Genomic DNA, 20,734 nt, shown 5'->3' with positions numbered 1-20,734 from the left:
TCACGTGAAACATTTTGAGGTGATTGTAATTGGTGGTGGCCATGCGGGCACTGAAGCCGCGCACGCTGCTGCCAGAATGGGAGTGCAAACGGCCCTGGTCACCATGAAAGTGGCCGATATCGGTGTGATGTCATGCAATCCTGCAATCGGCGGACTGGGCAAAGGCCACCTCGTGAGAGAGATTGATGCCCTGGATGGTGTCATGGGTCGCGTTGCTGACAAGGCGGGAATACAGTTTCGACTTTTGAACCGGCGCAAAGGCCCTGCCGTGCAAGGGCCAAGAGCTCAGGCTGATCGTAAAATCTATCAAGAACAGATGTTGAAGGAGACAAATGCCCGCTCCAACCTCGAAATCATTGAGGGGGAAGTCACTGACTTCGTACTGGAGGAAGGGCGGATAGCAGGAGTGGAAATCGGGGGCAGCGAAGTCTTGTCTGCAGCTGCTGTTATACTCACAACCGGCACCTTTTTGCGAGGGGTCATCCATATCGGAAATGTCTCGCACTCCGGTGGCAGGATGGGAGACAACGCTTCTACGAAGTTGGCTCAGCGTCTGGACAGTCTGGATCTCAAGATGGGGCGGCTCAAGACCGGTACACCACCACGTCTGGATGGCCGTACAATTGATTGGACAGATCTCGAGATGCAACCGGGTGATGAAACACCGACGATGTTCTCGTTTCTCTCGTCCGAACCCAGTGCAAAGCAAATCTCATGTGGGATTACCCATACCAATGAGGCGACCCACGAAATCATTCGAGCGAACCTCGAACGATCAGCGATGTATGGTGGACATATTGATGGGATAGGTCCTCGGTATTGCCCTTCAATCGAAGATAAAATTGTCCGTTTCTCTGATAAAACGTCCCATCAGATTTTTTTGGAACCAGAAGGTGTAGATGACCACACGATCTACCCTAACGGGATTTCAACATCGCTTCCGGAAAGTGTTCAAGTGGACTACGTGCGCTCCATAAAGGGTTTGGAGGGCGCTATGATTTTGCAACCCGGGTACGCCATTGAATATGACTACGTCGATCCGCGTTCCCTTGATGGGACTTTGCAGTTGAAGGCTATGCCCGGTCTGTATCTTGCTGGCCAGATCAATGGGACGACAGGTTACGAAGAAGCAGCAGCGCAGGGTATGGTAGCAGGGCTGAATGCCGCCCTTGCCGTGTCAGGAAGGGATCCATTCCGGTTTAGCAGAACAGACAGCTATATCGGCGTTATGATCGATGATCTTACAAGCAGGGGTGTTTCTGAACCGTATAGAATGTTCACCTCGCGCGCTGAATTTCGCCTGTCTTTGCGTGCCGATAATGCAGATCAGCGGTTGACGCCTATCGGGCTTCAACTTGGGTGCATTGAGGGTGAACGCGCTAGTTCCTTTGCGTACAAGAGAAGCAAGCTCGACAAAGCAATGGAAATGCTCTCGCAGAAGACCTTTAGTTCGACCGAAGCATCGAAAGTTGGTTTTGCCGTAAGTAAAGATGGGAGTCGCCGGACGCCTTACCAACTTTTATCGTTCCCAGATGTCAAATTCGAAGATGTCATTCCGCTTGTTCCGGATTTAGAAACGGTAGAAACTGAGATCCGGCAGCAGTGTGAGCGGGATGCGTTGTACTCAAATTATCTTTCACGACAGCAGTCCGAAATCGATTTGCTTAAGAAAGACGAAGCACTCTTGATTCCTCGAGGCTTTGACTATGACGGGATTGTAGGCCTCTCTAATGAAATGAAGGCAAAGTTGAAGAGTGCGCAGCCAGATACATTGGCCCAAGCGTCCAGAATTGATGGTGTAACGCCAGCTGCACTGACCTTGCTTCTCTCACGCCTTCGGAAAAACAAAGCCAAGAGGACTGCCTAATGGGGTCCGTCGATCTAGATGTTTCACGTGAAACATTGCAGAAGCTTGAGGCGTATCGGGATCTAATCCTAAAATGGACTGGTAAGATCAACTTGATCTCAAAGCCAAGCCAAGAAGATGTTTGGGAAAGACATATCGTTGATTCTGCTCAAGTTTTTGCCCACGCGCCTGCTAGTGGACATTGGGTAGATCTGGGAAGCGGTGGGGGCTTGCCGATTATAGTTGCGTCCATAATGTCTCAGGGTGTTGGCGCGGATCATAGATTTACTATGGTTGAAAGTGACCAGCGGAAGGCTGTTTTTCTCCGGACAGCGCTAAGAGAGCTTTCGTTGGAAGGAACAGTGATCTCCGACCGGATCGAAAAAATCGCCACGCTTGAAGCAGATATATTGTCGGCCCGCGCTCTTGCTGACTTACCTACTCTGCTGGGCTTTGCATCTGTCCATATGAAGAAAGATGGAACAGCGCTTTTCCCGAAGGGCGAGGGATGGCGAAAAGAAGAAAAGCTTGCTCAAAACCATTGGTCGTACAATTGCGAGCCCATCAGTAGTACCACCCACAACCAAGCTGTCGTGCTTCGGATCAAGGATATTTCCCGTGTCTGACCTTTCTCGTCCAAAGGGCCCCAAAATTATCGCTGTCGCCAATCAGAAAGGTGGTGTGGGGAAAACCACCACGACTATAAATCTGGCCGCCGCATTGGTAGAGCTTGGAAAGCGTGTGCTCTTGGTTGATCTGGACCCACAAGGTAATGCGTCGACGGGGTTGGGTGTAGACTTGGAAGACCGTGAATTTACGACCTACGAGTTGTTGCTTGAGGATCTGGACCTGCAGGACGTCATACAGGAGACAGATTATGACGGACTTTGTATTGTCCCGGCCACGGTGGATTTGAGCTCCGCCGATATTGAGCTTATGTCGAATGAAAAGCGAAGCTTTCTCCTACATGATGCGCTGAGACAGGTGCAGATGGACAGCTTCGAGTTTGATTTCATCCTGATTGATTGCCCGCCGTCGCTAAACTTGCTTACAGTCAACGCCATGATTGCGGCGCATTCCGTGCTTGTCCCGTTGCAAAGTGAGTTCTTTGCTTTGGAAGGTTTGAGCCAGTTAATGATGACCATCCGAGAGGTGCGTCAGGCGGGTAACAAGGATCTGGGAATAGAAGGGATTGTTCTAACGATGTATGATCGTCGGAATAATCTCTCGCAGCAGGTTGAAAGCGATGCGCGGGGCAATTTGGGTGATCTTGTCTTCAAGACGGTAATTCCAAGAAATGTTCGTGTGAGTGAAGCGCCAAGTTATGCGATGCCGGTGCTCGCGTATGATAGTTCGTCCAAAGGTGCGGTGGCGTATCGTGCTTTGGCTAAGGAAATTCTGAAGATTAACAAGGTGGGGAACCTCTGACATGGTAGATAGGCCTGAAAAGAAACGTGGCTTGGGGCGTGGGTTGTCAGCCTTGATGGCGGATGTTGCCGAAACTGAAGCGGTCGCCGCGCAAGGGCCGGTCGCTGCAGAGCATTTGATACCGATCGAACAAATCCATCCCAATCCAGATCAGCCTCGCAAACAGTTCGGAGAGGATGACCTCGCTGATCTTGCGAACTCGGTCAAAGAAAAGGGTGTCATTCAACCGTTAATCGTTAGACGGGTATCAGATCAAACGTATGAAATTGTTGCCGGTGAGCGCCGCTGGCGTGCCGCCCAGATCGCGCAACTGCATGAGCTTCCCGTTATCGTGCGCGACTTTACTGATGTTGAAGTGCTGGAAGTCGCCATTATCGAGAATATCCAGCGTGCAGACCTTAATGCTATCGAGGAAGCTGCGGGCTACCGGCAGCTTATGGAGAAGTTTGGTCATACGCAGGAGAAGCTAGCCGAGGCGCTGGGGAAAAGCCGGAGCCATATCGCTAACTTGATGCGTCTCCTGAATTTGCCGGACGCAGTGGTGGATATGGTCAGAAAAGGTGAGCTGAGCGCAGGCCACGCGCGTGCCCTTATTCCGGCCCAAGACCCGGTTGCGTTGGCAAAGCAAATTGTGAAGGGCGGGCTTTCTGTTCGCGCGACAGAAGCTTTGGTTCGGAACGAAGGCAAGCCTGCTACAAAAACCTCCAAGAACTCGACTGCATCAGCGCCTGAGAAGGATGCTGATACCAAAGCGCTGGAAGGAGATTTGTCTGCGTCTCTTGGTATGAAGGTCACACTTGACCACAAAGCAGGTGAAGAAGCGGGCAAGTTGACGGTGAATTACAAGTCGCTGGATGACCTGGATGCGCTGTGCCGACTGTTGAGCAACGGCTAGTCTACCATGAGATGCTCAAGGACCGCATTTAGTACCATAAGTCCTTGATCTGTAACATTTAATCTGTCTGAATCGACGTTCAACATGCCGATTTCAGACAGATGTTCCAATTTGGACTGTGGTAATGCGTTGCCGGTCAGGTTTTCGTATCGGGATAGCGAAATACCTTCTTTCAATCTCAGCCCCATGAGCAGAAATTCGGTGGCCTGCTCATCTTTAGATAGCGCTGTTGGATCACGTTCGGTTTTTCCTTCAGCAACCGCTGATAGCCATCTCGTGGGGTTGCTAAAGCACTCGGTTGCAAACTTCTGTCCGTCCAGCGTTACTCTGCCATGCGCACCAGGACCAATGCCGATGTAATCGCCGTACCGCCAATAGATCAGGTTGTGCCGTGATTGAGCACCATCCCGTGCATGATTTGAAACCTCATAAGCGGGCATGTTGAAAGCACCGCAGATTTCTTGCGTTTTCTGATAAAGATCGGCCCCGAGGTCTTCATCCGGTAGGCCGCGAAGCTTTCCAATAGCATAGCGATCACCGAATGCGGTGCCGTTCTCGATGGTCAACTGGTAAAGCGAAATATGATCAATCGCCAATGTCAGAGCCTGTTTCAACTCTGCTTCCCACTCGGCAACAGATTGGTCCTGACGGCCATAGATCAAGTCGAAGCTCACCCTGTCAAAGGTTGTGCGTGCAATATCGAAAGCCTTTAACGCTTCGCTTGTGTTATGCAAACGGCCCAGACGTTTCAGATCATGGTCATTGAGCGCCTGAATACCCATCGATATCCGGCTGACACCTGCTTGGCGAAATGCTGCGAAACGTCCGGCTTCTACTGAGCTCGGATTTGCCTCAAGCGTTATTTCAAGATCATTCGCGATCGGCCAGAGAGTGCGAATTTCGGAGATGACTTCAGCAACGGTCTCGGGGTCCATCAGGCTTGGGGTGCCGCCGCCGAAGAACACCGCATTCAGCACGCGGCCTTTGGTCAACGCAGCATAGCGCCTAAGCTCAAGCAGATAGGCATCACGCCAAGCGCGTTGATCAATCGTTTTCGTGACATGGCTGTTGAAATCGCAGTAGGGGCATTTGGCCTCACAAAACGGCCAATGGATATAAAGCCCGAAACCGCCCTGTTGCCAATCTTCAGTCAAAGCAACCGGACATCAATTTGGAGAACGCATCTGCACGGTGGCTGATCGCATTCTTCTGATCTGCATCCATTTCGGCAAACGTGATATCGTACCCGTCGGGCTGGAACATCGGGTCATAGCCGTGGCCCAACTTTCCTCTGATCGGCCAGACCAGCGTTCCGTTAACCTTGCCTGCGAAAACCTCGTCATGCCCATCGGGCCATGCCAGGACCAGCGTCGCACAAAACCTTGCTCTGCGCGGATGGGGGGCGGCGATCTCTTCCAGCTTGCTGTGTGTCTTGGTCATTGCCAACATAAAATCGCGACCATTCGGTGTTTCCGCCCAGTCCGCTGTGAAAACACCGGGTGCATTATCCAGCGCTTCAACCTCGATCCCTGAATCGTCAGACAGTGCAGGCAATCCTGTTGCCTTCACCGCAGCATGTGCTTTGATCCGCGCATTACCGACAAAAGTGCTTTCCGTCTCTTCAGGCTCGGCAAGGTTCATCTCGGCCGCGCCGACAACTGAAATCCCTTTTGGCGCAAAAAGCTGGGACATCTCTTCAAGCTTGCCTGCGTTGTGCGTGGCAATCAGGATGCGTTTTTCAGTGAACTTTCGTGTCATGCACTCACGGCTTTCTGGATCGCAACCAGCTCGGACACGCCTTGCTCGGCAAGATCCATCAGCTTGTTCATCTGATCGCGGGAATAGGTTGATCCTTCCGCGCTCATCTGGACTTCGATCAGCTGACCCGATCCTGTCATGATAAAGTTGCCATCAACGCCGGCTTCGGAGTCCTCGGGGTAATCCAGATCAAGCACAGGCTGACCGGCATAGATACCGCAGCTGACGGCAGCGACCGGATCAACCAGCGGATCAGAGACAACATCGCCCGCTTTCATCAGTTTGTTCACCGCAAGACGCAAGGCAATCCATCCGCCGGTGATCGAGGCACAGCGTGTGCCGCCATCCGCTTGCAATACATCACAGTCAACAGTGATCTGACGTTCGCCCAATGCGACACGGTCCACACCGGCGCGCAAGGAACGGCCAATCAACCGCTGTATTTCTACAGTACGGCCGCCTTGCTTGCCCGAAGCAGCCTCGCGGCGCATCCGTGTATTTGTAGCGCGGGGAAGCATCCCGTACTCTGCTGTCACCCATCCCAGACCAGAGCCTTTGATAAACGGTGGCACCCGGTCTTCGATCGTGGCGGTGCAAAGCACATGTGTATCGCCCACTTTGATCAGCGCCGATCCTTCTGCGTGTTTCGTAAAGCCGACCTCAACAGAGACAGCACGCATTTCATCCAATTTCCGGCCAGAGGGACGCATAATAATTCCTTTTTGATGTGCTGCGGGCATACCGCCGTGAGGTCACTTGATGCAACCCCGATTGACGTTTCAGGCATACCGACCTCTATTAGGGCTATCATGCCTGAACAGAATTCCGAAACCAGCGATCTGCTGAATGAAATGAACGAACGCTCGCGCGAGGTGTTTCGCCGCGTGGTCGAAGGGTATCTGGCGAGCGGTGACCCTGTAGGGTCGCGCACATTGACCCGCGATTTCAGTGAAAAGGTATCAGCCGCAACGATCCGCAATGTGATGCAGGATCTTGAGTATATGGGCGTGCTCGGTTCGCCCCACACAAGCGCGGGCCGGATACCGACCCAGCTTGGCCTGCGCATGTTTGTTGATGGCATGATCGAAGTGGGGGACCCGACAGAGATCGACCGTGAAAAGATCGACGCGACGATGGGCGATAACGCTTCTGATGTTGGCGGGCTTCTGGATCGCGTGGGCTCTGCGCTGTCGGGTGTGACGCAGGGGGCTTCCCTTGTTCTTACGCCCAAGCATGAAGCGCCGATCAAACATATCGAATTTGTATCGCTGTCACCCGACCGCGCGCTTGTGGTGCTCGTATTCTCGGACGGACACGTGGAGAACCGTCTTTTCTCACCTCCGCCGGGGCAGACACCCAGCTCGATGCGCGAGGCTGCAAATTTTCTGAACGCTGTCGTTGAAGGGAAGACCATCAGCGAGCTTCAGCGTGTCATCACGCAAGAGATTCAGACCCGCCGGCAGGAAATCGATGTTCTTGCGCAGCAATTGGTCGAGGGTGGTCTGGCGCTTTGGGCTGGTGAAGACGAAAATGCGGAACGGCTTATTGTCCGTGGCCGCTCTAACCTCATTGCAGGCACGGCAGAGTTGGGCGATCTTGACCGTATCAAGACACTGTTTGACGACCTTGAACGCAAGCGCGACATCGCTGAGTTTCTTGATCTTGCCGAAGGTGGGGACGGTGTGCGCATTTTTATTGGCTCAGAGAACAAACTTTTCTCACTTTCGGGTTCCTCTCTCGTCGTTTCCCCTTATATGAACGCTGATCGAAAGGTGATTGGTGCAGTTGGGGTCATTGGCCCGACGCGTCTGAACTACGGACGCATTGTACCGATTGTGAATTATACGGCACAGCTGGTTGGTAAACTGGTGTCCGACCGCAGCTAGAGGTGAAATATGGCAGAGCCGAACGAAAACGAATTTCTGGATAATCTCGAAGAAGCGATGGCAGAGGAATTTGCCGCAGAAGAAGCCGAGATTGATGATGAAGAGCTGGAGCTGGAGCAGCTTCGCGCCGAGCGGGATCAGTACAAAGACAGATTTACCCGCGCGCTGGCCGATGCGGAGAATGCACGCAAGCGTTCTGACAAAGACCGCCGCGAGGCTGAAAACTACGGCGGGTCAAAGCTCGCACGTGATATGCTTCCGGTCTATGATAACATGAAACGTGCGCTTGAGGCTGCGACCGAAGAACAGCGTGCTGTTTCCGGCCCGTTGCTTGAAGGTGTTGATCTGACGATGCGCGAACTGCTGAACGTCTTCAAAAAGCACGGGATCGAAGTGATTGCGCCCGTAGTTGGAGACCGGTTTGATCCACAGCATCATCAGGCGATGTTCGAAGCACCTGTACCGGGAACAAAAGCCGGTGACATTATTCAAGTAGCGGCAGAAGGTTTCATGCTGCACGACCGTCTCCTGCGTCCCGCGCAGGTTGGTGTGTCTTCTCAGCCAGCGAGCTAAGCAGTTTTTCACATTCGAATATTGGAGGCGGTCAGGATTTGGCCGCCTCTTTCAATTTATAGATCAGGTCGAGTGCTTCTTTTGGCGAAAGCTCGTCCGGGCTTATTGCTGCCAACTGCTCTTCTACCTTTGATGTCTTCGGGGGCGTCGGCGCAGGAGGGGGTGCCATTGAGAACAAGGGCAGATCATCGATCAGCGTCTTCTGTTTTGCACCGCCTTCACGCTCCCCTTTTTCGAGGGCTTCCAAGACGACCCTCGCCCGCGAAATGACGCTTGGTGGCAAGCCTGCGAGCTGCGCCACCTGAACACCGTATGAACGATCCGCGGCACCCTTTCGGACCTCGTGAAGAAAGATCACTTCGCCCTCCCATTCTTTCACGGCAACAGTCGCGTTATCGACGCCGTCAAGCTTACCGGAAAGGCTTGTCATCTCGTGGTAGTGGGTGGCGAACAGCGCGCGGGATTTGTTCACGTCGTGCAGGTGTTCAAGCGTTGCCCAAGCAATCGACAGACCGTCGTACGTTGCCGTGCCGCGCCCGATTTCATCAAGAATGACAAGTGCACGGTCGTCAGCCTGATTGAGGATCGCTGCGGTTTCAACCATTTCGACCATGAATGTGGACCGTCCCCGCGCCAGATCATCGGACGCACCTACACGGCTGAACAACTGACTGACAATGCCAATATGAGCGGATGTCGCCGGCACAAAGCTGCCCATTTGAGCCATAAGTGCGATCAACGCATTTTGTCTCAGAAAGGTGGATTTACCTGCCATGTTCGGACCGGTGAGCAACCAGATATTCGCCCGGTGTTGTTCGGCGCTCAAGTCGCAGTCGTTCGCGATGAAGGGCTCGCCCGATTGCTGCGATAATGCACGCTCTACAACAGGATGGCGTCCGGCGGAGATTTCAAATGCTCTGCTGTCATCAACTTTCGGTTTGACCCAACCCTCAAGCCCAGCGCTTTCTGCCAGCGACATCGTCAAGTCAATCTCGGCAATGCCCGCAGACGTCTGGCCGATCTCACCGCTACATTTCAGAATAGCGCCTTTCAGGCTTTCATAGAGCCGCTTTTCGATCTCAAGCGCATGATTTCCTGCGTTCAGAATCTTGGTTTCAAGCTCAGAAAGTTCCACCGTCGTGAACCTGACCTGATTTGCGGTTGTCTGACGGTGTATGAACGTGTCGGAGAGTGGCGGAGACAGCATCTTTTCGGCATGGGTCGAGGTCGTCTCAATAAAGTACCCAAGCACATTATTATGTTTGATCTTGAGGGCGGAAATGCCCGTATCAGAGACGAATTTCACCTGCATCGCTGCGATGACGCTCCGCCCTTCATCTCGTAACTTTCGTGCCTCATCCAGTTCAGGATCGTAGCCTGGCGCAATGAAACCGCCATCCCGTACAAGCATCGGCGGGTCTGCGACAAGCGCGGTTTCCAACAGCGCAATCAGATCATCGTGGCCAACTAAGGTGTCTGCCGCGTGAGAGAGCAGAGTGGGCAGGTCGTGCGATGCCAGAAGACTGGACAGATTTTCAGCTTCGGCCAAACCATTGCGGATCGCCGTCAGATCACGTGGCCCGCCACGATCGAGCGAGAGCCGTGATAATGCGCGGTCCAGATCGGGGACCTTCCGTAAGGTGTCGCGCACATCCTGCCGCATACGGGTTTGTTGAAAACCGAAGTCGACCGCATCAAGGCGTTCATTAATCGTCGCTGGAATACGCGAAGGGCTGGAAATCCTTCGTTCGAGCAATCTTGCGCCGACAGAAGTGCAGGTTCTGTCCATGATCGACAGCAGCGATCCGCTTCGCCCACCACTAAGGGCCTGTGTTAATTCCAGATTTCGGCGCGTTGCGGCATCAATCTGAATGGTCCGGTCTTCCGTTTCCTTTTGAGGCGGTCGCAGAAGTGGAAGTTTGCCCTTTTGAGTGATCTCGAGATAGTCGATCAGGGCGCCCATCGCTGACACTTCAGCACGGTCGAACCCGCCAAATGCCTCAAGCGTCGCGATATTGAAAAGCTGACAAATACGGTTCTCCGCAGCGGTGCTGTCAAACGAGGACCGCGCCAAACCGGTCAACGAAATGCCGAAGTCACCAACAAGCTCATGCATGTCTCGCTCTTTGGTCTCTGAAACCAGCAACTCCGAAGGGTTCAGACGTGCAAGCTCCGGCCCTAACCGAACTTGCGGCAAAGGCATCACATGGAACGCGCCGGTCGAAATATCTACCCATGCCAGCGCGCGTTGATCGCGAACTTCTGCGAAAGCAGCAAGATAGTTGTGCCGGCGCGCTTCAAGCAGGGAATCTTCGGTCAGCGTTCCGGGCGTCACCAGTCGCACAACCTCCCGTTTGACCACGGATTTATAGCCCCGTTTTTTAGCTTCAGCCGGGCTTTCCATCTGTTCGCAGACCGCAACGCGGAACCCTTTTCGGATAAGGGTAAGGAAATAACCTTCTGCCGCATGGGCAGGAACACCGCACATCGGGATATCTTCCCCGTCATGTTTTCCGCGCTTGGTCAGGGCAATATCCAGCGCTTCGGCCGCGGCGACAGCGTCATCAAAGAACATCTCGTAGAAATCGCCCATCCTGTAGAACAGCAACGCACCTTCGTGCTCTGCTTTGATCTCCAGATACTGGGCCATCATCGGTGTTGTTTTTGCGTTGGTCACAGGTGTCCCCTTATGAACCTGTCTGTACAAAACCACGCCTCACAGGGAAAGGGGCGCCTGACAGGCTTCACGCTAGACGGGTGCCGCTTTCGTGGTAAAACTATCCCTAATCGAGCAAAAGGGCAGCCGAGAACCGTGCGCAACATGATCAATTTCCTACTGCCGCCGGAGGTCGTGTTTCTCAATCCATGGCGCGACCCGGGTTTCAAGCTATTGCTTGAGCCTGAGTTTGTCTGGAGGCCAATTGAAGGTGCGCGTATATCCGGCTTTGCGACCAGCGCGCATCCCCAGATTAATCAGAAGATCAAAAACGTCCTTAAGAATTCAAAGCAGTCGCAAACTTTCAAGCAGCCGATCGAATACAACTCTGTTCCTGCGATGCTAGACAAGGCGAGTTTCCGCAAGTCCTACTTGATGGCGCGTGACCGGCTTTTGTTGACGGGTGCTGCTGGAATTCGCGTGGTGAACAAGTACGGTTGGGAGAACACGAAGGCCGGTCAGGATACCAGTGAGCGGCTGGACGCTTACTTTGCAAATTGCCGGATCGGGAATGAAGGTAAAGAGATACCGCTCTATTCAGGCCTGTTAGACACTGATACTGCCTTCGCAGTCGAGTGCCGCAACACGTTCAACTATTATCACTTCATCACTGAATCTCTGGCGCAACTGACGGTGCTGGATGGTCTCGACTTTCCGGGTGACATCTATTTCCATTTCCCCAACGCCGTCGAAAAACAACAACCTTTTGCACAAGCATTTGTCGCGGCATTGTTCCCTGAATTTGAAGGACGTGTGCATTTCGAGCGTGTCCCCAAGGATTACGCCAAGGTTCTGACAGCTTACGACCTGATCGGCGGGCATTTGCAAGCGCCCAAAGAGGTATCGGGAGACATAGAAGACCTGATGCCTTCGATTGAGCTAAAGACTGATGGGACCGCGCCGGCTGCAAAACAGCGCTTGCTCGCGATCAACAGCGTAAACACCAGCCTTCTATCTTTGAGGGAGAGGGCATTGCGTGCGATTGATGGTCAGAACTTTGACCACCTTCCGACCCGCTTTTTCGTTGGTCGTGATACCCGCCAAAGCAGGTCCCGTCATATGGAGGGTGAAGAGCGGCTGTTCGAACACCTTGAGCTGTTCGGATTTGAATATGTTGTTTTTGAGAGCCTGAGCCCGCTTGAGCAGATTGCCTTGATGTCACGCGCAGAAATGATGGTGTCTTATCATGGCGCTGGTTTCACAAACATGCTGTTTGCGTCGCCGGATACATATGTCATCGAGATCGGCACGCTTCAAACAGCGCAGATCAGGTGGGGGGATTTCTGGTCGGTCGCACATGCTTCGAAGTGTAAGTACGTCAGCTTCTTTGCGGACTTTCGTCAGGATGATCCGCTGTCCGAGCCGAATTTTGCCAAAGATGGGTTGGTTCCTGCGGCGCTTTCCGAAGAAGCCATCGGGCGGATCATGGCGTTTATCGTTGTGCTGTTCGGTCAGTATCCTCAACTAAAGACGCCCCGCTTGGTTGCGGAACTTGCGAGAGAGGTCCTTGAAGTAGGGGGGGCCGAGCATGCTATTGGGCTTTTGGAGAAGCATCATAACCTTCTGATACAAAGCTCACGGCTTTGCCTGCTTAAGGCGGATTGCCACAAGGATCTGGACGAACCGAAATCAGAACTTGTTGCATTGGACCTTGCGCACAAAGCGGACCCGACACGCTGGCAAACGCTCATCAGGATGATCTGGTGTGCGAAGCGATGTGAAAGACCCCAGGTTATCCGCTGGGCGCTTTCCCGTCTCAAAGTAGATTTCCCCGAGCGGCATGACGCATTTTTGGGAAACCATGGCTGGGTGCGCTACGTCGCCTGAGATTGTGCGCCGCGAATTTCACAGCTAGGTTACGCCAAAACAAGGGAATATCCGCGCCGTGACCAAGAACAGAATTACCGACGACGAGGCACTTGCCTTCCATCTTGAACCGACACCTGGCAAGTTCGAGATTACCGCAACCGTACCGATGACCACCCAGCGTGATCTGAGCCTTGCGTATTCGCCGGGCGTTGCTGTTCCATGCGAGGCAATCGCGCAGAATCCGGAAACGGCCTACGATTATACCAACAAAGGCAATCTTGTCGCGGTCATTTCCAACGGTACAGCCGTTCTGGGTCTGGGAAATCTGGGTGCGCTGGCGTCCAAGCCGGTGATGGAGGGGAAATCCGTCCTTTTCAAACGCTTTGCGGACGTGAACTCAATCGACATCGAGCTAGATACCGAAGACACAGATGCTTTCATCAATGCGGTGAAGCTGATGGGCCCGACGTTTGGCGGGATCAACCTTGAAGATATCAAAGCGCCAGAGTGTTTCATCATCGAGCAACGGCTCAAGGAAGAAATGGACATCCCAGTCTTCCACGACGACCAGCACGGAACGGCAGTGATTTGCGCCGCTGGTTTGATCAACGCGCTGCATATCTCTGGCAAGCAGATCGAGGACGTGCGGATTGTTCTCAACGGCGCGGGTGCGGCGGGTATTGCCTGCCTCGAGCTGCTGAAATCGATGGGTGCCAAGCAGAACAACTGCATCATGTGCGATACAAAAGGTGTGATTTACCAAGGTCGCACCGAAGGCATGAACCAATGGAAATCGGCCCATGCGGCAAGCACCGAGTTGCGCACACTGGAAGAAGCAATGAACGGGGCAGATGTTTTCCTTGGGGTATCTGCGAAAGGCGCTGTTACTCCGCAGATGGTTGCGAGCATGGCGGACAATCCGGTTATCTTTGCAATGGCGAACCCCGATCCAGAGATTACTCCTGAAGAGGCGCATGCGGTACGCGAAGATGCGATCGTCGCGACAGGTCGCAGCGATTACCCTAATCAGGTCAACAACGTGCTTGGCTTCCCGTACCTGTTCCGGGGTGCACTTGATATCAACGCGCGCGCCATCAATGACGAGATGAAGATCGCTTGCGCGCACGCGCTGGCAAACCTTGCTCGCGAGGACGTACCGGATGAAGTCGCGGTTGCCTATGGCAAGACACTTACCTTCGGTCGCGACTATATCATTCCCACACCGTTTGATCCGCGCCTGATCTGGCGTATTCCGCCTGCGGTTGCCCGCGCCGGTATGAACACCGGTGCGGCACGGCGTCCTATCATCGACATGGACGCCTACGAACAAAGCCTGAAATCCCGCATGGATCCGACTGCAAATATCCTTCGTGGCATTAACGCACGTGCGCGTGCAAATCAGGCAACGATGATCTTTGCCGAAGGGGATGATGCCCGCGTTCTTAGGGCTGCGGTTACATATCAGCGGTCCGGCCTTGGAAAAGCACTGGTTGTTGGCCGTTCTGACGACGTGAAGAAAAAGCTCGAAGAGGCGGGAATGTCAGATGCCGTGCGCGAGCTTGAAGTGGTGAACGCCGCGAATACGTCCGAGTTAGACACCTACAAGGACTTCTTGTACGGGCGTCTGCAACGGCGCGGGTTTGACGCCAAAGACATTCACCGTCTTGCCGCGCGTGACAGACACGTCTTCGCCGCCTTGATGCTGGCGCATGGTCATGGTGATGGCCTTGTCACCGGTGCGACTCGCAAATCTGCCCATGTGCTTGAGCGGCTGAACCATGTGTTCGAAGCAAATGCGGAGCATGGTTCAACGGGCATTACAGCACTTATGCTCAAGGGCCGAATTGTGTTTATCGCTGATACCTTGGTTCACGAATGGCCGGATGAGAATGATCTGGCGAATATCGCAGAAAGTGGCGCGGCGGTGGCGCGGCACATGGGCATCGAGCCACGCGTGGCATTCGTCAGCTTTTCGACCTTCGGCTATCCTGTATCCGAACGCGCCGAGAAGATGATGCTGGCACCCAAAGTGCTGGACCAGCGTGGCGTTGATTTCGAATACGAAGGTGAGATGACAGTCGATGTTGCCCTGAATGCCGCAGCTCAGGCACAATATCCATTTTCACGCCTGAGCGGGCCGGCCAACATTCTGGTGGTTCCCGCACGTCATTCGGCCAGCATCTCTGTGAAGTTGATGCAGGAAATGGCGGGGGCTACTGTGATTGGTCCGATCCTGACCGGTTTGGATAAAAGCATCCAGATCTGTTCGACGACATCAACGGCAAATGACATCCTGAACATGGCGATCCTTGCCGCATGCAAGGTTGGCGAATGATTTGGAACTTGGGATCAATCAACGCTGATAACTTCTACCGGCTCGCACGGCTTCCCGCCGCAGGCGAAACAATTGCCGCGGGACATTTCCATCAGGGATTAGGTGGAAAGGGTGCGAATATGTCTGTCGCTGCCGCTCGTGGCGGCGCGCGCGTGGCGCATATTGGCGCGGTAGGCACGGATGGACGATGGGCTGTCGACCGGATGATGGAATATGGCGTGGACACCCGCCATATTTCAACCGTCGCTACACCCACAGGACATGCGAATATCAATATTGATGAGACCGGAGAGAACAATATTGTTCTTTTTCCCGGCTCGAATGCAGAAATTACTGAACAGATGATTGGTGGTGCCTTGGCCGAAGCTAGTCCCGGTGATTTTTTGTTGATGCAGAATGAAACATCCGGCCAAAGGTTTGCGGCTCGAACGGCTCAGACATTAGGGTTGCCGACTGTCTATGCTGCCGCGCCATTCGATGCTGATGCGGTCCGCGCGATATTGCCGCAAATCGACATACTTGTGATGAATGAGGTCGAAGCCCACCAGTTGCAAGAAGCGCTAAACGCCACTTTGCCCGAATTGCCGGTTGCTGAAATTGTCGTCACCTTGGGGGCTGAAGGGTGCAATTGGGTCTCTAATAAAAGCAATACAGAGAGAAAGTTCACCGCGTATAAGACGGACGTTGTAGATACGACCGGCGCTGGTGACACGTTTACAGGATATCTTGTTGCGGGTCTGGATCGAGGGTTATCAATGCCCGATGCTATTGATCTTGCAATGCGTGCCGGTGCCTTAATGGTGTCTCGCGAGGGGACGGCAGATGTGATCCCGGACCTCAAAGAAATCCAGGACCACGATTTTTCCTAGCTTGCGAAGGGTGCGGACGAGCCCCAAAGCTGCTTCACACGCGCGTCGCGACCACAGCCTTTTCTATAGCGCTTGTAGGCGACCGATTTTTTGACAGCCAAGCCCACGGAAGAGACAGCCAACCGGTCACTGCTTTTGTAATAGTCCTGATGGTAAGCGTCTGCCGGATAGAATGGTGCGGCGTTCAGGATGGGTGTCACAACCGTTTTGCCTAATGCGGACTGGGCATCTGCCTTGGCTTCTTCAGCAGCTTTTTTTTGTGCAGGGTTGGCCGCAAATACGGCAGAGCGATAGCTGGCACCCCGATCACAGAATTGGCCGCCCGAATCTGTGGGATCAATCGACCGAAAGAACAAACCAAGCAGTGTTTCACGCGTAACGACTGAAGGATCGAATGTAATCTGAACGGCTTCGTAATGGCCTGTGCCACCTGCGGTAACCTGCTTGTAGGTCGGGTTGGCCGTTTTGCCGCCAGCGAAACCTGATACGGCCTCTTTCACACCGCGAACGGATTCGAAGTCTGCCTCCACACACCAAAAACACCCGCCTGCGACGGTCAATGTTTCTGTTTCTGCTGCGCGTGCTGCATTTGTCTGGACGATCAATCCAATCGTGATCAGACCGGCGAGGGCAAAGATTTTTAGACGATAAAAATGGGACATGACGCTCTCCTCTTTCCGTAACGGTGCATCTGAAGCGTCTTGGGCACAAGGCCCGGACCGGGATTTCACGCAGTGGTGATCGTGGTTTACCGCTTGGCATTGGATCGTAACATTTCTAGGTTTCGGATCGATGTAAGGAGAATTTATGCGCATCGCGATGTGGTCCGGACCCAGAAACCTAAGCACGGCAATGATGTATAGCTTTGGGAACCGGCCGGATTTCCTTGCGATGGATGAACCGTTCTACGCGGCCTATCTACACGCAACCGGAGAGCCGCATCCGATGCACGAGGAGATCATCACGGCGCATCAGACTGATCCGCAGTTGGTAGCAAAAGAATGCATGCGCGCCGGTGCGCCGCATATCTACATGAAACATATGCCGCATCATATGATTGATGGTTTTCCACTGTCTTGGGCGGAGGATTGTGTTCATATCCACCTCATCCGCCATCCCGCGCGTGTGATGGCAAGCTACGCTGCCAAAAGAGATAAGTTGTCATTCGACGACGTGGGTTTTGAGCAGCAGCAGAGGTTCTATGAGAAGTTCGGCGGCGTGGTTATTGATAGCGCCGATATCCGCGACGATCCGGAAGGCATGTTACGCAAGTTGTGTGCGACGATCGACCTTCCGTTTGATCCGGCGATGCTAAGTTGGCCCGCTGGTCCCCGAACTTTTGACGGTATCTGGGCGAAGCATTGGTACCACGCGGTGCATGAGAGCACGGGCTTTGCCGGTGCCGAAGGTCCTCTTCCCGACGTTGATACGCGTTTCTCGGACGTGCTGGATCACGCGCTTCCGATCTACAACCGGATGTATGAGGCGCGTCTCAAATAATTTTTGAAACTTAGTCATCTCTTCTTTCGTGTCTTTGGCACAAACGAGGAGAGATATGATGAAATATGTACTGAGTTCTATCGTGGCACTGACATGTGCGGCGAGTGTTGCCTACGCAGCTGCGCATGCAACGCCAATGGTTGAAGCAGCAGATCAGGATGTGTCGAACGGCATTGTGAGTGCGGAGAAAGTCGTTGCCGGTGAAAACGGCTGGCTGGTCGTCCACCGCACTGACGCCGAAATGAAGCCGGGTCCGGTTATCGGCTATGCGCCACTGCGTGGTGGTGAAAACACCGATGTCGCCGCCATTTTGCAGGAAGCTGTACAGCCCGGAGAAATGCTGATGCTGATGGTCCATGCCGAAACGGGTGGCATGAAAACGGGCGTCTTTGAATATACCCTGGGGGCCAAAGAAGACGGTCCGATTAAACCGGATGGTAAACTTGTTATGTCAGTTGTGACCGCGCAGTAGCGCTGCACCCTGTTGTAACGCGTAATGAGTAGTTGGCCCGGACCTTATGGTTCGGGCCGTTTTTCTCACTTGAAGCGTTTGTCGCGTGCTGCGAGCAGCTTGAGACGCAGCGCGTTCAGCTGGATAAAGCCAGCCGCGTCTTTCTGATCATAAGCACCGGCGTCATCTTCAAACGTGACATGCGCTTCGGAATAAAGCGAATGATCCGACCAGCGGCCAACAGTGCGCACATGACCTTTATACAGCTTGAGACGCACAGTGCCTGTCACATGGGTCTGGCTGGCGTCGATGGCAGCTTGCAACATTGTCCGCTCGGGTGAATACCAGAAACCGTTATAGATTAGTTCCGCATAGCGCGGCATCAGCTCGTCCTTGAGGTGCATTGCACCGCGATCAAGGGTAATGGATTCGATACCACGGTGCGCCTCAAGAAGAAGTGTCCCGCCGGGCGTTTCATAAATGCCGCGCGATTTCATCCCGACAAAGCGTCCTTCGACCAGATCAAGACGGCCACAGCCGTGTTTGCCACCCAGCTCATTCAGCTTGGTGAGGATCGTCGCAGGCGACATCGCTTCGCCGTTAATGCTGACAGCATCGCCGCGCTCGAAACCGATTTCGACATACTCTGGCGTATCGGGTGCGTCTTCGGGGTTTACGGTACGCTGGTACACGTAGTCCGGCGCGTCAATTGCCGGATCTTCCAGAACCTTGCCCTCGGACGAGGTGTGCAGAAGGTTCGCATCAACACTAAACGGCGCTTCGCCGCGTTTGTCTTTGGCGACAGGAATTTGGTTCAGCTCGGCAAACTCAAGAAGCTTGGTCCGGCTGGACAAATCCCACTCACGCCATGGCGCAATGACTTTGATGTCTGGGTTAAGCGCATAGGCGGCCAGCTCAAACCGGACCTGATCATTGCCTTTGCCGGTTGCGCCATGTGCAACGGCATCTGCACCGGTCTCTTCGGCGATCTCGACCAGACGTTTTGAAATGAGCGGGCGCGCGATTGACGTACCCAACAGATACAGACCTTCATAAACCGCGTTGGCGCGGAACATCGGGAAAACGAAGTCGCGCACAAATTCTTCGCGCACATCTTCGATGTAGATTTCTGATGCGCCCATCATCTCGGCTTTGGCGCGGGCTGGCTCCAGCTCCTCGCCCTGACCCAGATCGGCAGTAAAGGTGACCACCTCGCAACCGTATTCGGTTTGCAGCCACTTAAGGATGATCGAGGTATCGAGACCCCCGGAATAGGCAAGCACAACTTTTTTAGGCGCGGACATCATAGACTCCTTAGGCAAGATCAATCGGGGGGTATCGGGTTTTGATAGGACGGGCAAGATGTAGCACCCTGCGTTGACCTGACCGCGCAGCGCCCCTAACGATAACGCATCAATAGGAGGCATCTGGCGTGACAGAGAATTTTCAGGCGATGGCGACCTTGGCAACAGCCAAGATGCGGCCTGTCTTTCCCGCAACGCCGTTGTTGCGCAACGAACTGCTGTCTGATCGTTTTGGCGCGGATATCTACCTGAAACGCGAGGATCTGAGTCCGGTCAGGTCTTACAAGTTGCGCGGTGCGTTCAATGCGATGCGCAAGGTGATCCCCGATCAGGATGTATTTGTCTGCGCCTCAGCGGGTAACCATGCGCAGGGTGTCGCCTTTATGTGCCGCCACTTCGGCGTACGTGGGGTGATTTTCATGCCGGTAACAACACCCGAGCAGAAGGTCCTCAAAACCCGGATGTTCGGGGGCGAGGCAGTCGAAATCCAACTTGTCGGAGATTACTTTGACGCTTCCCTGCGGGCGGCACAGGCCTTTTGCGCATCCGAAGGCGCGCATTTTCTTTCTCCCTTCGATGATGAGGATGTGATTGAGGGGCAGGCGTCTGTCGCGGTTGAGATAGAGCAGCAGTTGGGGCGGGTCCCCGATCATATCATTCTGCCTGTTGGCGGCGGCGGGTTGTCTGCGGGCACATACAGTTATTTCGGAAATGAATGTGCATACACCTTTGTAGAGCCTTCCGGTGCCAAAAGTCTGGCGGCGGCGCTGGATGAGGGAACACCCGTTGATGTCTCGCCGGTGAATACGTTTGTTGACGGCGCATCGGTCGCCCAGATTGGCACGCGGACGTTTGAGCGATTGAAAACAATCAACCGTGCTGACGTTATTGATCTGGAAGAAGACCGCATCTGCCAGACAATTATCGAGATGTTGAATGTCGAAGGGATCGTGCTGGAACCTGCAGGTGCCATGGCGCTGGAGGCGCTGGGCGATGTTGCGGACCAGATCAAAGGCAAGACTGTGGTCTGTATCGCATCTGGTGGAAATTTTGATTTCGAACGCCTGCCGGAAGTGAAAGAGCGCGCGCAACGGTATGCGGGCCTCAAGAAATACTTCATTCTCAGGTTGCCGCAAAGACCGGGTGCGCTGCGTGATTTTCTGGATGCCTTGGGCCCGCACGATAACATCACCCGCTTCGAATACATGAAGAAAAGTGCGCGGAACTTTGGCTCTGTGCTTATCGGTATCGAAACGGACGCAGCAGAGAACTTCCCCGCGATGTTTGCCCGGATTGACGCCGCCGGATTCACCTATACCGATATAACGAACGACGAAACGCTTGCACAATTTGTGATCTAAGGA

18 protein-coding genes are annotated in these 20,734 nt (G+C 53.8%); 12 read left to right on the top strand and 6 right to left on the bottom strand.

What is annotated here, in order from left to right:
• The first annotated feature begins 4 nt into the window (after positions 1-4).
• Genes mnmG through Z946_RS0108290 form a run of 4 tightly spaced genes read left to right on the top strand, consistent with a single transcriptional unit; the run spans position 5 to position 4,169 of the window.
• The gene (gene mnmG, locus Z946_RS0108305; protein ID WP_025055269.1) at positions 5-1,867 is read left to right on the top strand and encodes a tRNA uridine-5-carboxymethylaminomethyl(34) synthesis enzyme MnmG; all 1,863 of its coding nucleotides are present in this window, start codon (positions 5-7) and stop codon (positions 1,865-1,867) included.
• Positions 1,867-2,472 carry a 16S rRNA (guanine(527)-N(7))-methyltransferase RsmG gene (rsmG, locus tag Z946_RS21800; protein WP_025055268.1) on the top strand — a complete coding sequence of 202 codons (606 nt, stop codon included), beginning with the start codon at positions 1,867-1,869 and terminating at the stop codon, positions 2,470-2,472. Before mnmG ends, rsmG begins: the two co-directional genes overlap by 1 nt.
• On the top strand, positions 2,465-3,274 hold the full coding sequence (locus Z946_RS0108295; protein ID WP_025055267.1) for a ParA family protein: 810 nt from the start codon (positions 2,465-2,467) through the stop codon (positions 3,272-3,274). Before rsmG ends, Z946_RS0108295 begins: the two co-directional genes overlap by 8 nt.
• 1 nt (position 3,275) lies before the next feature.
• Positions 3,276-4,169, top strand: coding sequence for a ParB/RepB/Spo0J family partition protein (locus Z946_RS0108290; protein ID WP_025055266.1), 894 nt, complete (start codon positions 3,276-3,278; stop codon positions 4,167-4,169).
• Here the strand turns inward: Z946_RS0108290 and hemW are convergent.
• From hemW to rph, 3 genes are read right to left on the bottom strand one after another with little or no spacing between them, the layout of a single operon-like run.
• Positions 4,166-5,323: a radical SAM family heme chaperone HemW gene (gene hemW / locus Z946_RS0108285; RefSeq protein WP_025055265.1), complete on the bottom strand. Its 1,158-nt coding sequence runs from the start codon at positions 5,321-5,323 to the stop codon at positions 4,166-4,168. The genes Z946_RS0108290 and hemW overlap by 4 nt on opposite strands.
• Positions 5,316-5,927: an RdgB/HAM1 family non-canonical purine NTP pyrophosphatase gene (rdgB, locus tag Z946_RS0108280; protein WP_025055264.1), complete on the bottom strand. Its 612-nt coding sequence runs from the start codon at positions 5,925-5,927 to the stop codon at positions 5,316-5,318. The genes hemW and rdgB overlap by 8 nt, the downstream gene beginning before the upstream one ends.
• Positions 5,924-6,637 carry a ribonuclease PH gene (gene rph / locus Z946_RS0108275; RefSeq protein WP_025055263.1) on the bottom strand — a complete coding sequence of 238 codons (714 nt, stop codon included), beginning with the start codon at positions 6,635-6,637 and terminating at the stop codon, positions 5,924-5,926. Before rph ends, rdgB begins: the two co-directional genes overlap by 4 nt.
• Positions 6,638-6,778: 141 nt before the next feature.
• On the opposite strand from rph, the gene hrcA reads away from it, so the two are divergent.
• Positions 6,779-7,813 (top strand): heat-inducible transcriptional repressor HrcA, encoded by a 1,035-nt coding sequence (gene hrcA, locus Z946_RS0108270; RefSeq protein ID WP_025055262.1) that lies wholly within the window; start codon positions 6,779-6,781, stop codon positions 7,811-7,813.
• A 9-nt stretch (positions 7,814-7,822) separates the two neighbouring features.
• Positions 7,823-8,386: a nucleotide exchange factor GrpE gene (locus Z946_RS0108265; RefSeq protein WP_025055261.1), complete on the top strand. Its 564-nt coding sequence runs from the start codon at positions 7,823-7,825 to the stop codon at positions 8,384-8,386.
• A gap of 31 nt (positions 8,387-8,417) precedes the next feature.
• Here the strand turns inward: Z946_RS0108265 and mutS are convergent, their stop codons facing one another.
• Positions 8,418-11,039, bottom strand: coding sequence for a DNA mismatch repair protein MutS (mutS, locus tag Z946_RS0108260; RefSeq protein WP_025055260.1), 2,622 nt, complete (start codon positions 11,037-11,039; stop codon positions 8,418-8,420).
• A gap of 168 nt (positions 11,040-11,207) precedes the next feature.
• Here mutS and Z946_RS0108255 point away from each other — a divergent pair, with 168 nt between their 5' ends.
• From Z946_RS0108255 to Z946_RS0108245, 3 genes are read left to right on the top strand one after another with little or no spacing between them, the layout of a single operon-like run.
• Positions 11,208-12,929, top strand: a complete 1,722-nt coding sequence (locus tag Z946_RS0108255; protein WP_025055259.1) for a glycosyltransferase family 61 protein — start codon at positions 11,208-11,210, stop codon at positions 12,927-12,929.
• A gap of 58 nt (positions 12,930-12,987) precedes the next feature.
• A complete protein-coding gene (locus Z946_RS0108250; RefSeq protein ID WP_025055258.1) occupies positions 12,988-15,246 on the top strand; it encodes an NADP-dependent malic enzyme in 2,259 nt (752 codons plus the stop codon).
• The gene (locus Z946_RS0108245) at positions 15,243-16,115 is read left to right on the top strand and encodes a ribokinase (protein WP_025055257.1); all 873 of its coding nucleotides are present in this window, start codon (positions 15,243-15,245) and stop codon (positions 16,113-16,115) included. Before Z946_RS0108250 ends, Z946_RS0108245 begins: the two co-directional genes overlap by 4 nt.
• Here the strand turns inward: Z946_RS0108245 and msrA are convergent.
• A complete protein-coding gene (gene msrA / locus Z946_RS0108240; RefSeq protein WP_025055256.1) occupies positions 16,112-16,777 on the bottom strand; it encodes a peptide-methionine (S)-S-oxide reductase MsrA in 666 nt (221 codons plus the stop codon). The two genes, Z946_RS0108245 and msrA, sit on opposite strands and share 4 nt — an antisense overlap.
• 145 nt (positions 16,778-16,922) lie before the next feature.
• Here msrA and Z946_RS0108235 point away from each other — a divergent pair, with 145 nt between their 5' ends.
• Both Z946_RS0108235 and Z946_RS0108230 read left to right on the top strand, forming a co-directional pair.
• Complete coding sequence (locus tag Z946_RS0108235) at positions 16,923-17,615, top strand: sulfotransferase-like domain-containing protein (protein ID WP_025055255.1); 693 nt, start codon at positions 16,923-16,925, stop codon at positions 17,613-17,615.
• A gap of 58 nt (positions 17,616-17,673) precedes the next feature.
• Entirely contained in the window at positions 17,674-18,087 is a 414-nt protein-coding gene (locus tag Z946_RS0108230; RefSeq protein ID WP_025055254.1) for a DUF7282 domain-containing protein, read from the top strand.
• A 65-nt stretch (positions 18,088-18,152) separates the two neighbouring features.
• On the opposite strand, the gene Z946_RS0108225 is transcribed toward Z946_RS0108230, so the two are convergent.
• Positions 18,153-19,370: an argininosuccinate synthase gene (locus tag Z946_RS0108225; RefSeq protein WP_025055253.1), complete on the bottom strand. Its 1,218-nt coding sequence runs from the start codon at positions 19,368-19,370 to the stop codon at positions 18,153-18,155.
• A gap of 149 nt (positions 19,371-19,519) precedes the next feature.
• Between Z946_RS0108225 and ilvA the strand changes: the two genes are divergently transcribed.
• Positions 19,520-20,731: a threonine ammonia-lyase IlvA gene (gene ilvA, locus Z946_RS0108220; protein ID WP_037969525.1), complete on the top strand. Its 1,212-nt coding sequence runs from the start codon at positions 19,520-19,522 to the stop codon at positions 20,729-20,731.
• Positions 20,732-20,734 lie beyond the last annotated feature (3 nt).

This window comes from Sulfitobacter noctilucicola (genome assembly GCF_000622385.1).
GTDB classification, from domain to species: domain Bacteria; phylum Pseudomonadota; class Alphaproteobacteria; order Rhodobacterales; family Rhodobacteraceae; genus Sulfitobacter; species Sulfitobacter noctilucicola.
Note: the sequence above shows the minus strand (reverse complement) of the source record. Positions and strands in the feature narration are given on the sequence as shown.

Coding starts and splice junctions, on each gene's coding strand:
- Z946_RS0108290 (WP_025055266.1), top strand. CDS start 3,276: ATGGTAGATAGGCCTGAAAAGAAACGTGGCTTGGGGCGTGGGTTGTCA.
- rsmG (WP_025055268.1), top strand. CDS start 1,867: ATGGGGTCCGTCGATCTAGATGTTTCACGTGAAACATTGCAGAAGCTT.
- rdgB (WP_025055264.1), bottom strand. CDS start 5,927: ATGACACGAAAGTTCACTGAAAAACGCATCCTGATTGCCACGCACAAC.
- Z946_RS0108235 (WP_025055255.1), top strand. CDS start 16,923: ATGCGCATCGCGATGTGGTCCGGACCCAGAAACCTAAGCACGGCAATG.
- Z946_RS0108265 (WP_025055261.1), top strand. CDS start 7,823: ATGGCAGAGCCGAACGAAAACGAATTTCTGGATAATCTCGAAGAAGCG.
- rph (WP_025055263.1), bottom strand. CDS start 6,637: ATGCGTCCCTCTGGCCGGAAATTGGATGAAATGCGTGCTGTCTCTGTT.
- Z946_RS0108245 (WP_025055257.1), top strand. CDS start 15,243: ATGATTTGGAACTTGGGATCAATCAACGCTGATAACTTCTACCGGCTC.
- ilvA (WP_037969525.1), top strand. CDS start 19,520: ATGGCGACCTTGGCAACAGCCAAGATGCGGCCTGTCTTTCCCGCAACG.
- Z946_RS0108230 (WP_025055254.1), top strand. CDS start 17,674: ATGAAATATGTACTGAGTTCTATCGTGGCACTGACATGTGCGGCGAGT.
- msrA (WP_025055256.1), bottom strand. CDS start 16,777: ATGTCCCATTTTTATCGTCTAAAAATCTTTGCCCTCGCCGGTCTGATC.
- Z946_RS0108255 (WP_025055259.1), top strand. CDS start 11,208: ATGATCAATTTCCTACTGCCGCCGGAGGTCGTGTTTCTCAATCCATGG.
- hrcA (WP_025055262.1), top strand. CDS start 6,779: ATGAACGAACGCTCGCGCGAGGTGTTTCGCCGCGTGGTCGAAGGGTAT.
- Z946_RS0108225 (WP_025055253.1), bottom strand. CDS start 19,370: ATGTCCGCGCCTAAAAAAGTTGTGCTTGCCTATTCCGGGGGTCTCGAT.
- mutS (WP_025055260.1), bottom strand. CDS start 11,039: ATGATGGCCCAGTATCTGGAGATCAAAGCAGAGCACGAAGGTGCGTTG.